General features: G+C 57.0%; 13 protein-coding genes. 9 read left to right on the top strand and 4 right to left on the bottom strand.

Going from position 1 to position 11,561, the window contains the following annotated elements; genetic code table 11:
- Window positions 1-2: 2 nt before the first annotated feature.
- Together ACIP1X_RS25695 and ACIP1X_RS25690 are read right to left on the bottom strand one after the other, a co-directional pair.
- Window positions 3-743 carry a flagellar basal body rod protein FlgF gene (locus ACIP1X_RS25695; RefSeq protein ID WP_053118297.1) on the bottom strand — a complete coding sequence of 247 codons (741 nt, stop codon included), beginning with the start codon at window positions 741-743 and terminating at the stop codon, window positions 3-5.
- A gap of 326 nt (window positions 744-1,069) precedes the next feature.
- Complete coding sequence (locus tag ACIP1X_RS25690; RefSeq protein ID WP_212544211.1) at window positions 1,070-2,635, bottom strand: sigma-54-dependent transcriptional regulator; 1,566 nt, start codon at window positions 2,633-2,635, stop codon at window positions 1,070-1,072.
- A gap of 383 nt (window positions 2,636-3,018) precedes the next feature.
- Here ACIP1X_RS25690 and phhA point away from each other — a divergent pair, with 383 nt between their 5' ends.
- The 6 genes from phhA (at window position 3,019) to ACIP1X_RS25660 (ending at window position 7,481) form a co-directional block, all read left to right on the top strand.
- The gene (phhA, locus tag ACIP1X_RS25685; RefSeq protein WP_400649043.1) at window positions 3,019-3,810 is read left to right on the top strand and encodes a phenylalanine 4-monooxygenase; all 792 of its coding nucleotides are present in this window, start codon (window positions 3,019-3,021) and stop codon (window positions 3,808-3,810) included.
- Window positions 3,811-3,879: 69 nt separating this feature from the next.
- The gene (locus ACIP1X_RS25680; protein ID WP_003222798.1) at window positions 3,880-4,236 is read left to right on the top strand and encodes a 4a-hydroxytetrahydrobiopterin dehydratase; all 357 of its coding nucleotides are present in this window, start codon (window positions 3,880-3,882) and stop codon (window positions 4,234-4,236) included.
- Entirely contained in the window at window positions 4,236-5,429 is a 1,194-nt protein-coding gene (locus tag ACIP1X_RS25675) for an amino acid aminotransferase (protein ID WP_400755672.1), read from the top strand. Before ACIP1X_RS25680 ends, ACIP1X_RS25675 begins: the two co-directional genes overlap by 1 nt.
- Window positions 5,430-5,794: 365 nt before the next feature.
- Window positions 5,795-5,926 (top strand): hypothetical protein, encoded by a 132-nt coding sequence (locus ACIP1X_RS25670; protein WP_008088845.1) that lies wholly within the window; start codon window positions 5,795-5,797, stop codon window positions 5,924-5,926.
- Between the two features lie 69 nt (window positions 5,927-5,995).
- Window positions 5,996-6,178: a hypothetical protein gene (locus ACIP1X_RS25665; protein ID WP_053118279.1), complete on the top strand. Its 183-nt coding sequence runs from the start codon at window positions 5,996-5,998 to the stop codon at window positions 6,176-6,178.
- A 115-nt stretch (window positions 6,179-6,293) separates the two neighbouring features.
- On the top strand, window positions 6,294-7,481 hold the full coding sequence (locus ACIP1X_RS25660) for an MFS transporter (RefSeq protein ID WP_178124172.1): 1,188 nt from the start codon (window positions 6,294-6,296) through the stop codon (window positions 7,479-7,481).
- Here ACIP1X_RS25660 and arfB read toward each other — a convergent pair.
- Complete coding sequence (gene arfB, locus ACIP1X_RS25655) at window positions 7,478-7,891, bottom strand: alternative ribosome rescue aminoacyl-tRNA hydrolase ArfB (protein ID WP_007920134.1); 414 nt, start codon at window positions 7,889-7,891, stop codon at window positions 7,478-7,480. The genes ACIP1X_RS25660 and arfB overlap by 4 nt on opposite strands.
- Before the next feature lie 203 nt (window positions 7,892-8,094).
- Between arfB and ACIP1X_RS25650 the strand changes: the two genes are divergently transcribed.
- Genes ACIP1X_RS25650 through ACIP1X_RS25640 form a run of 3 tightly spaced genes read left to right on the top strand, consistent with a single transcriptional unit; the run spans window position 8,095 to window position 9,594 of the window.
- Complete coding sequence (locus ACIP1X_RS25650; RefSeq protein ID WP_400755671.1) at window positions 8,095-8,580, top strand: Hcp family type VI secretion system effector; 486 nt, start codon at window positions 8,095-8,097, stop codon at window positions 8,578-8,580.
- Entirely contained in the window at window positions 8,577-9,296 is a 720-nt protein-coding gene (locus ACIP1X_RS25645) for a DUF4225 domain-containing protein (RefSeq protein WP_400755670.1), read from the top strand. Before ACIP1X_RS25650 ends, ACIP1X_RS25645 begins: the two co-directional genes overlap by 4 nt.
- A complete protein-coding gene (locus ACIP1X_RS25640) occupies window positions 9,289-9,594 on the top strand; it encodes a hypothetical protein (protein ID WP_400755669.1) in 306 nt (101 codons plus the stop codon). Before ACIP1X_RS25645 ends, ACIP1X_RS25640 begins: the two co-directional genes overlap by 8 nt.
- A gap of 670 nt (window positions 9,595-10,264) precedes the next feature.
- Here the strand turns inward: ACIP1X_RS25640 and ACIP1X_RS25635 are convergent.
- A partial coding sequence (locus tag ACIP1X_RS25635) for an amino acid permease (RefSeq protein ID WP_400755668.1) occupies window positions 10,265-11,561 on the bottom strand: 1,297 nt, incomplete at its 5' end.

Genomic DNA, 11,561 nt, shown 5'->3' with positions numbered 1-11,561 from the left:
AATTAGCTGATCTGCAAGACCCGAGCCATGGCCTGGTCGTCGTCTTTGGCGGTGTTCATCATCTTGACGTGCAACTCGAACTGCTTGGCCAGGGCCAGCACCGAGGTCATCTCTTCGACGGCGTTGACGTTGCTCGACTCCAGGAAACCCGAGACCAGTTTGACGTTGGCATCGGCCGGCGCAGGCTGGCCGTCCTTGGTGTAAATCGAGCCGTCGAGGCCCTTGTTCATGTTCTTGATGTCCGGGTTGACCAGTTTGATCCGGTCGACTTCCGCCATGACGCGCGGGCCTTCGCCCATCGCACGAATACTGATGGTGCCGTCTTCACCGACTTCGACTTGCTGCTCGGGCGGCACGGCAATCGGCCCGCCATTGCCCATCACCGCCATGCCGTTGCCGGCACGCAATACGCCGAGGGCGTCGATGTTGAGGCTGCCGGTGCGCACGTAGCTTTCGCCGCCGTTCGGGTTCTGTACGGCGATGAAACCGTTGCCGGTCACGGCGACGTCGAGGTCGCGACCGGTCTCGACCAGAGAGCCCGGCGAGAAGTCAGTGGCCGGACGTTCGCTCATGGCAAACGCACGCGCCGGAAAGCTGTCACCAAACACTGGCATCGAACGGGCCTGCTCCAGGTCCTTCTGAAAACCGTTGGTGGAGATGTTCGCCAGGTTGTTGGCATGCGCCTTTTGCGCCAGCGCGTTCTGGCTGGCACCGGTCATTGCCACATAAAGGTACTTGTCCACACTCTTTCCTCTGCATGCCGGACGTTTGCCGCCCACTGCTGTACTGCTGAGCCATAAGCAATTTGCAGACCAACTTTTTTCTGGCGGCGCGCGACCCGGTAAACAAAGGACTTGGGGGAGATTTAGAGGATTGGGGAAATGTATCGAAGTCGAAAAACCGGCGGTGTTATGCCGCTTGGCGGCAACAGATCAAAAGATCGCAGCGTGCCGCAGCTCCTACATGATCGTTCCCACGCTCCGCGTGGGAATGCCTCAATGGACGCTCTGCGTCCGCTTTGGGACGCGGAGCGTCCCGGGCTGCATGCCCACGCAGAGCGTGGGAACGATCATGCGCTGCCCGAGTCTTTGCCGACCTCGTATTCGCGCAATTTGTTGGCAATCGTCGTGTGCGAAACCCCAAGCCGCTTACCCAACTGCCGACTGCTCGGGTGCTCTGAATACAGCCGCTCCAGCACCGCTTTTTCAAAGCGCCCAACAATCTCGTCCAGCCCGCCCTCCAGCGAAAAATCGCCAAGCGGCTGACGCACGCCGTAATCCGGCAGGCGAATATGCTCAGCCTTCACCGTCCCGCCATCACACAACGAAACCGCCTGAAATAACACGTTCTCCAGTTGCCGCACATTGCCCGGCCAATGGTAATGACTGAGCCGATCCATCGCCGCCGGCGCCAGTTTCGGCAACGGGCAACCGATCTGACGACTGGCCTGATCGAGGAAATGTTCAACCAGCGGCGTCAACCCATCAAGGCATTCGCGCAACGGCGGAATGTGCAGCGAGAGCACGTTCAAGCGGTGATACAAATCCTGACGAAACTCGCCGCGCGCGCACAATTCAGACAGGTCGACCTGCGTCGCGCAGATCACCCGCACATCCAGATAAACCTCTTCATCACTGCCGACCCTGCGGAAGCAACCGTCCTGCAAAAAGCGCAGCAGCTTCACTTGAAGGCGCGGGCTCATTTCGCCAACGCCGTCGAGAAACAGCGTGCCGCCCGCAGTCAATTCCAGCAGACCGAGTTTGCCTTCCGCACGCGCACCTTCGAACGCACCGGGGCCGTAGCCGAACAACTCGGTCTCGGCCATCGACTCCGGCAGTCCGGCGCAGTTAAGCGCCATCAGCGGCGATTGCCCGCGCGGACTGGCGAGGTGGCAGGCACGCGCCAACAATTCCTTGCCGGTACCGGTTTCGCCTTCAATCAATAGCGGTGCGTCGAGCGGTGCCATGCGCCGCGCTTCACGCACCACGGCGGCCATGACTTTCGAGCTCTGGAAGATGCTGTCGAAGCCACGCAGTTCTTGTTTGCGTACGTTGTAGATACGCTCGCCGACACGGTCGGCGCGGTGCAAGGTGAGTACCGCGCCAGCCATGGCTTCGCTGTCGTCGTGTTCCGATTGCAGCGGCGCGATGTCGGCGAGAAAGACGTCGCCCTTGACCTTCACGCGCATGCCGTTGATTCGCGATTTGTTGGCGCGCACCAGTTCCGGCAAATCGAAATCTTCGGCGTAGCGCGACAGCGGAATCCCCGGCACTTCATCGACGCGTACACCGAGCAACTGCGCCGCCGCGCGGTTGGCCGCGACGATCGAGCCGCCCATGTCGATCGACAGCACTGGAAACTCCAGCGCGCCGAGCAACGCGTTCAATTCCATGTGCCGCCGTTCGCTTGGCATCAGCCCGACGCGCTTGACGCCGAACACCCCGGCAATCGCCTCGAATTTCGGGCGCAGGGCCTGGAACTGGATGTTGATCAGGTTCGGGCAGTGCAGGTAGATCGCGTTGCCATGCTCACCACCGACCTCGCCCCGCGCGACGTTGATCCCGTAGGCCACGAGCAGGTTGAGGATGTCGCGCAGAATGCCGATGCGGTTCTGGCAGTGGACTTTGATACGCATATAAAAGACCCGACAAAATTGGGGATTAAACACAACCTACTGTGGGAGCGAGCCTGCTCGCGAAGGCGGCGGCACATCCACCATTAGAGGTATCAGGCAGATCGCCTTCGCGAGCAGGCTCGCTCCCACAAGGGACAGCGCCGCCAGTTTTCTTTGGTGGTGCGCAAACAGTTGTCAAGATTATGTGACAGTCGCCGACCTTTTCAAACCGGCGAATCGCCGTAAATGCGCGATAACGCCTAACCGTAACGATAAATTTACGAAATCCACGGAAATTTCCTACGCGGTCGCGATCCAACCTACTGCACACAACCTCTCTCTCAGGTAATTCTGAGTCCATCGCTGGACATAACAAGAACGAATTCCCCTAGCAGGAGAGCAGTATGAAGCAGACGCAATACGTGGCCCGCGAGCCCGATGCGCAAGGTTTTATCGACTACCCCGCCGAAGAACACGCGGTGTGGAACACGCTGATCACTCGCCAGTTGAAAGTGATCGAAGGGCGTGCCTGCCAGGAGTATCTGGACGGTATCGAGAAACTCGGTCTGCCCCACGACCGCATTCCGCAACTCGGCGAGATCAACAAGGTGCTCGGCGAGACCACCGGTTGGCAGGTCGCCCGCGTGCCGGCGCTGATTCCTTTCCAGACCTTCTTTGAATTGCTCGCCAGCAAGCAGTTTCCGGTCGCGACGTTTATCCGTACTCGCGAAGAGCTGGACTACCTGCAAGAGCCGGACATTTTCCACGAGATTTTTGGCCACTGCCCGCTGCTGACCAACCCGTATTTCGCCGAATTCACCCACACCTACGGCAAACTCGGCCTGCAAGCGACCAAGGAAGAACGCGTGTACCTGGCGCGTCTGTACTGGATGACCATCGAGTTCGGCCTGGTCGACACCCCGCAGGGCAAACGCATCTACGGCGGCGGCATTTTGTCCTCGCCAAAAGAAACCGTTTATTCGCTGTCGGACGAGCCTGAGCATCAAGTCTTCGACCCGCTCGAAGCGATGCGCACGCCGTACCGCATCGACATCCTGCAACCGCTGTACTTCGTCCTGCCGAACCTCAAGCGCCTGTTTGACGTGGCCCATGAAGACATCATGGCCATGGTCAAACACGGCATGCAGCTGGGTCTGCACGCGCCAAAATTTCCGCCAAAGCCGAAAGCGGCCTGAGCAAAACCCGCTCGCGACTTGCGCGCAAAGATAGTAATTTCCAACAAGAATCGAATTCAGGAACCGACCATGTCCACATTGAACCAAGCCCACTGCGAAGCCTGCCGCGCCGATGCGCCACAAGTCAGCGACGAAGAACTGCCGATCCTGATCAAGCAGATCCCTGACTGGAACATCGAAGTTCGCGACAGCATCATGCAGTTGGAGAAAGTTTTCCTGTTCAAGAACTTCAAGCACGCGCTGGCGTTCACTAATGCCGTCGGTGAAATCTCCGAGGCCGAAGGTCACCACCCGGGCCTGCTGACCGAGTGGGGCAAAGTCACCGTGACCTGGTGGAGCCACTCGATCAAAGGCCTGCACCGCAACGACTTCATCATGGCCGCGCGCACTGACGAAGTGGCCAAGACTGCAGAAGGACGCAAGTAATGCACTTCGACGCCATCGGCCGGGTACCCGGCGACCCGATCCTCGGCTTGATGGAGGCGTATGCGCAGGACTCCAACCCGCGCAAATTCGACCTGGGCGTTGGCGTCTACAAGGATGCCCAGGGCCTGACGCCGATCCCGGAAGCGGTGAAAATCGCCGAAGCGCGACTGGTCGAAAGCCAGGACACCAAGACCTACATCGGTGGCCACGGCAACCCGCTGTTCGGCAAAGTCATCAACGAATTGGTGCTTGGCGCCGACTCGAAACTGATCGCCGAACAACGTGCCGGCGCCACCCAGACGCCGGGCGGTACTGGTGCGCTGCGTCTGGCCGCTGACTTCATCGCCCAGTGCCTGCCAGGCAAAGGGGTATGGTTGAGCAACCCTACCTGGCCGATTCACGAAACCATTTTCGCTGCGGCCGGGGTCAAGGTCAGTCACTACCCGTACGTGGGCAGCGACAACCGCCTCGACGTCGAGGCCATGCTCTCCGTGCTCAACGAAGTGCCGAAAGGTGATGTGGTGCTGCTGCACGCGTGCTGCCACAACCCGACCGGTTTCGACTTGAACCACGACGACTGGCAGCGCGTGCTCGACGTGGTGCGCAGCCGCAATCTGCTGCCGCTGATCGACTTTGCCTACCAGGGTTTTGGCGACGGTCTGGAACAGGATGCGTGGTCGACCCGGTTGTTCGCGGCCGAGATCCCCGAGCTGCTGATCACCAGTTCCTGCTCGAAGAACTTCGGCTTGTATCGCGATCGCACCGGTGCGCTGATTGTCTGCGCGAAAAGCGCTGACAAGCTCATCGACATCCGCAGTCAACTGGCCAACATCGCCCGTAACTTGTGGTCAACACCGCCGGATCATGGTGCTGCTGTTGTTGCGACGATCCTCGCTGATCCAGAGCTGAAAGCGCGCTGGGCTGATGAAGTGGAAGCCATGCGTTTGCGTATTGCGCAACTGCGTAGCGGATTGGTTGAAGCGCTGGAACCGCACGGTCTGCGCGAACGTTTTGCGCACATTGGCGTGCAGCGCGGCATGTTTTCTTACACTGGTTTGTCGCCGGAGCAAGTGAAACAACTGCGCGAGCATCACAGCGTGTACATGGTCAGCTCGGGCCGCGCGAACGTCGCCGGCATCGACGCCACCCGCCTCGCGCTGCTCGCCGAAGCCATCGCCAGCGTCAGCAAATAGTCAGAACACCGCAATCCCCCTGTAGGAGCTGCCGAAGGCTGCGATCTTTTGATCTTGTTTCTAAAGCAGGATTAAAAGATCGCAGCCTTCGGCAGCTCCTACAGTTGATCGTTCCCACGCTCCGCGTGGGAATGCAGCCCGGGACGCTCTGCGTCCCAACAGCGAACGCAGAGCGTCCATTGAGGCGTTCCCACGCAGAGCGTGGGGACGATCAATCACCACAGTTTTTGCTCCCCCCTGCGGCCATCTGTCGCATTATTTTCAATTAAAAGTCTGATTGTCATTTTTCCTGCTGTATCCTGCGCAGGCTTTGTAAAAGCGCGGATCTACCAGATCTATCAACAGACTTAGCGAGGAGCGCAACCATGCACGAGATTCCTAATCTCCCCTTCCCAAGCCTGCACGTACCTGAGCAGACGACCACGCAACAAGCCGGCGCCCAACAGCCCGAGCCGAAAGAAGCCGTTGAGAGCCGTCCGGCCGACAACGAAGAGTAAGACCCGTCGTACAGACCGTGTGGAAAGCGCTAACATGCGCTTTCCACACTGCCTGAACCCGAGCCCGCCATGACTGACGAATTCTCCGAAAGCCAAGCCGCCGTGCTGATCGGTGCCACCGAGAAGATGATCGATATCTGGAACCGTCTCTCACCCGAGAAACAGGCCGCCCTGCTCGCCCGTTTTGGCACTGAAGAAAACGCCCTTGCCGCACTCGTCACCACGCAACTGGTTGCGCCGGCCAAGCCGTGAATCTGCCATCCGGCAAATAGTTTTACTTTTCCCCGCCCCAGATTCCTCCACGCCGGTATCATAAGCAGCCTATCTAATCTGCCGCTCCCGTGGATCTTTACCCATGTCGTCCTCTATGTCCGAGCCCCAGCGCCCCCTGGCGGTTACGCTGCAAGTCGTTTCCATCGTCCTGTTCACCTTTATTGGTTACCTCAACATCGGCATCCCGCTGGCGGTGCTGCCGGGTTACGTCCACAGCGATCTCGGTTTCGGCGCAGTAATCGCCGGGCTGGTAATCAGCGTGCAATACCTCGCCACCCTGCTCAGCCGTCCGTACGCGGGCAAGATCATCGACAACAAGGGCAGCAAACGCGCGGTGATGATTGGCCTGGCCGGTTGTGGCTTGAGCGGCGTGTTCATGCTGATTTCGGCGTGGACACCGAACATGCCGATGCTCAGTTTGATCAGTCTGTTGATTGGCCGACTGGTGCTGGGCAGCGCTGAAAGCCTGGTTGGCTCGGGTTCAATTGGCTGGGGCATCGGCCGCGTGGGTGCGGCCAACACCGCCAAGGTTATTTCCTGGAACGGCATCGCCAGCTATGGCGCACTGGCGATCGGCGCACCGTTCGGCGTATGGCTGGTTGGCGAGCTAGGGCTGTGGAGCATGGGCGTCAGCATCATCTTGCTGGCCATTCTCGGTCTGGCGCTGGCGTGGCCGAAAACCGCCGCGCCGATTGTCGCCGGCGAACGCCTGCCGTTCATGCACGTGCTCGGTAAAGTATTTCCCCACGGCTGCGGCCTGGCGCTGGGCTCGATCGGTTTCGGCACCATCGCCACCTTCATCACCCTCTATTACGCGACTCAGCACTGGGAAAACGCCGTGCTGTGCCTGAGCCTGTTCGGCGCGAGTTTCATCGGTGCGCGATTGCTGTTCGGCAACCTGATCAACCGCCTCGGCGGCTTTCGCGTGGCGATTGCCTGTCTGTCCGTGGAAACTCTCGGCCTGCTGCTGTTGTGGCTCGCCCCGGACGCGCACTGGGCATTGGCCGGCGCGGCGTTAAGCGGTTTCGGCTTCTCGCTGGTATTCCCGGCGTTGGGCGTAGAGGCAGTAAATCTGGTGCCGGCGTCCAGCCGTGGCGCGGCGGTCGGGGCTTATTCGCTGTTCATCGATTTGTCGCTGGGGATCACCGGGCCATTGGCCGGGGCGATTGCGGCGGGATTCGGATTTGCCTCGATCTTCCTGTTCGCCGCTCTCGCCGCGGTGAGCGGTTTGGCGCTAAGCGTCTATCTGTACAAGCACACCGCCAAGTACCGCGAAGACTAAAAATCCACCTTGCCGCGCCCGGCCTTGATGCTGCCGCGTTTGGTTTTCGATTCCAGTCGACGCTTCTTTGAACCAAGGGTCGGCTTGGTCGGGCGGCGTTTCTTTTCGACTTTGGTGGCGCTGAGGATCAGCTCGACCAGCCGTTCCAGCGCATCGGCGCGGTTGGCCTCCTGCGTGCGGTATTGCTGCGCCTTGATGATCAACACGCCGTCGCTGGTGATGCGACTGTCGCGCAGCGCCAGCAGCCGCTCCTTGTAGAACTCGGGCAAGGATGAGGCCGGGATGTCGAAGCGCAGGTGCATGGCGCTGGAGACCTTGTTGACGTTCTGCCCACCCGCGCCTTGCGCGCGGATGGCGGTCAATTCGATCTCGGCATCCGGCAGATGCACATTGTTGGAAATCACCAGCATGGAAAAGCGTCCGTATTCAGAGCGTGCAGGATACCGCGAAACCGATCCCATGCCTGAGCGGGATACAGGGTAGACCTGATTGATAAGGGCCTGAGCACACGAGATAGCGCCAGCCAGAAGAAAAACATGCTTTTCAGAAACGCCCTACATAACGCCCCAAGTCCTTGTAATACAATTTCAGGTCGACTAAGGGAGTGTCAAAAATGGCCAACCACGGATACATGTCCATCACAGGTAAAACTCAAGGTTTGATTTCCGCGGGCTGTTCAAGCGCAGACTCTATTGGCAATAAATATCAGGCAGGACATACAGACGAAGTCATGGTGCTGTCTTACAGCCATAACATGGCCAATATCGGAAACATCAATAAGCCAACACACAGCCCTCTCATCATAACTAAAAACGTCGACAAATCCTCACCACTTCTCGCTCAAGCGCTATCAACCAGAGAAAAAATAGACTGCACGATTAACTTTTATCGCGTGTCCTCCTTTGGCATACAGGAGAAGTTTTATTCCATCTCGATTACTGGCGGTGTTATTGCCGATCTGACGCTTGAGATGCCTCACTCTGTTTTGCAAAACGATGCAGAGCCGCAGGAACACCTGGCTATTCGCTACAGGGAGATCACCTGGGTACACCACTCAGCAGGAACCAGCGGCCACAGCACCTGGGGAAACGAGGCATGAAATCCATAGGTGAATGCAAACCCGGTAGTTGCGATTATTGGCTTGTCAGTGAAGCAGCAAGAAGGCTTGGAAGCCAAGCCTGCACATTGGGTGCCAGGCACATTCAGGACGGCACGCTACGCTTGCAATTTGGTAGAGAGGTTTCTTACTACGCTAAAAGCATTGTTGATGCAGTTGCTCAAGGGGAAAAAAGTCCTGAGCAGGCTTTAAAGGATCTTAAGAATGAACAGAGCAGTCTATTAAGCCAGTCATTGGAGGTCGCTAAAAAAGGCGTGGGAGCAATCGCCGGAGCGCTCCAGTTCGCAGCGGGTGCCGGGATCTGCTATGGATCCGCGGGCACACTTTGTCTACTCGCAGGTACGCCTTTGATGCTCCATGGGGCGAACAACGTATATGAGAATGGGCGAAACTTATGGGAGGATCGCTCAGATACGCAGGGGCCAGTCCGGAAAGGTTATCAAGAGGCCGCAGAATTGATTGGCGCCGGGGAGTTTGAAGGAAACATGGCCTATGGGGTCGTTGACTTAGGGCTTTCTGTATACGGTGTTGCCGGTCAGGTGTTAAAGCCAGACGCATGGCGATTGTTCAGATATATACGAGCTGATTACATACGCGGATATGAAAAAGCAAGCAAATCAGCACTGTCTCTCGAGGCCCTCTCAGACGCAATAACAATCAACTCAATGTACGAGGAGAACAAAAGCAGTGATGATTGACCAACCGCTTACAACAACACTATATTTATTTTCATCTCTAGTTGTATTTTGGTTTTTTTACTCAACATCGAAAAAAATCTCAGGCCCCAACCTTAAACCTGAAATATTCTGGTTTTTTTTTGCAGGGCTAATGCTTTGCGGGGCAATACAGCTTAATGTTGCTTACTATGGCTACATCCTTTTTTTTCACTCATCCAAAGACTTTATTGAAAACAACTACCTGATTCGATGGATTGCTTTTTTAAGTGCCATACTTCAAACGTTTTGCACTCCAAGCAAAGAAAATCAAGGGCGCTGATCTCAATCAGGCACCTTAGAGCTACTCGATCTCGCCGATCATGATGCGACAACGTATTGGCGCCACCAGGAACAAGGCTATGCCAGAGTACCCCTCCTAACAACAAACCCGGCACTCTGGCCGGGTTTGTTGTCTCTGCACCTTGCAACCTTGAGGGAGTTAGCGACAGCCTCACGGAAATATCAATGCATAGAGAATACAAAGAAAAACAAGGAACTAAAGAAAATCCATGCATAATTTATATGTTTCAGCTTCATACTTCACACTTTCCCTGATAACTTTTTTAGCTTTTTATTTTTTATCCAGGTATTTCTCAGGAAAAAAATTCAGGTGGAAATGGTTCTATATTTTTCTTATGTCAGCCTTCTTTTTTGGTTCGTTCCATTTGAGCACAGTCAAATACGGATACGACATCCTTTTTCCTGTATTGAAACCAATCCTTAAGGGCAATCAGGTAGTAGGCTGGATCGCGCTTGTAAGCATCTTTCTTCACTCATGCTGCATACCGACTCAAAATGAACCAAAACGCTGGTTTTCACGAAAATAAATGTACAGCTATTGCCCCTCATTGAACGATCCGCGGCCTCGCACAGGGTCTGGTTTCACTTCAGAGCCACACTTCCAAACAACAAACCCGGCACTTGGCCGGGTTTGTTGTTTTTGCGCGCGCTTACTTCGCGGTCGCAGGCACCGCAGCTTGAGCGCTGCGCTTGTTCTTGATCACGTAGCAAACCCACATGAACACGACCCACACCGGAATCGCGTACACCGAGATCTGAATCCCCGGGATCAGCAGCATCACGCCAAGGATGAACACCACGAACGCCAGGCAGACATAGTTGCCGTACGGGTACCACAGCGCCTTGAACAGCGGCGTCTGCTTCGTCTTGTTCATGTGCTGACGGAACTTGAAGTGCGAGAAGCTGATCATCGCCCAGTTGATCACCAGCGTCGCAACCACCAGCGACATCAGCAGTTCCAGCGCGCTGTGCGGGATCAGGTAGTTGAGCAACACGGCAATCACGGTCACCGCTGCCGAGGCCAGAATCGAACGCACCGGCACACCACGCTTGTCGATCTTCGCCAGGCCTTTCGGCGCATCGCCCTGCTCGGCCATACCCAGCAACATGCGGCTGTTGCAGTAAGTGCCGCTGTTGTACACCGACAGCGCCGCGGTCAGTACCACGAAGTTGAGAATGTGCGCGGCGGTGCTGCTGCCGAGCATCGAGAACACTTGCACGAACGGGCTGCCGCTGTACGAATCGCCGGACGCGTTGAGGGTTTCCAGCAGGCTGTCCCAAGGGGTCAGCGACAGCAGGATGACCAGCGCGCCGATGTAGAAAATCAGGATGCGGTAGATGACCTGATTGATCGCTTTCGGGATCACGGTTTTCGGCTTGTCGGCTTCTGCTGCGGTGAAACCGAGCATTTCCAGACCGCCGAAGGAGAACATGATGATCGCCATGGCCATCACCAGTCCGCTGACGCCGTTGGGGAAGAACCCGCCGTGCGACCACAGGTTGGTTACCGACGCTTGCGGGCCGCCGTTGCCGCTGACCAGCAGGTAGCTGCCGAGCGCAATCATGCCGACGATCGCCACGACCTTGATGATCGCGAACCAGAATTCGGCTTCACCGAAGACTTTGACGTTGGCCAGGTTGATTGCGTTGATCAGTACGAAGAAGGCTGCTGCAGACGCCCAGGTCGGAATGTCCGGCGCCCAGTAGTGAATGTACTTGCCGACCGCGGTCAGCTCCGACATGCCCACCAGAATGTACAAAATCCAGCAGTTCCAGCCCGACAGGAAACCGGCAAAGCCGCCCCAGTATTTGTGCGCGAAGTGGCTGAAGGAACCGGCCACCGGCTCTTCGACGATCATTTCACCCAGCTGGCGCATGATCATGAAGGCGATGAAGCCGCAGGCAAAGCCAAAATCTGATCCGCACAAATCAACAATTCCTGAGCCT

This window comes from Pseudomonas sp. NPDC088885 (assembly GCF_044750025.1).
GTDB lineage: Bacteria > Pseudomonadota > Gammaproteobacteria > Pseudomonadales > Pseudomonadaceae > Aquipseudomonas > Aquipseudomonas rustica.
Note: the sequence above shows the minus strand (reverse complement) of the source record. Positions and strands in the feature narration are given on the sequence as shown.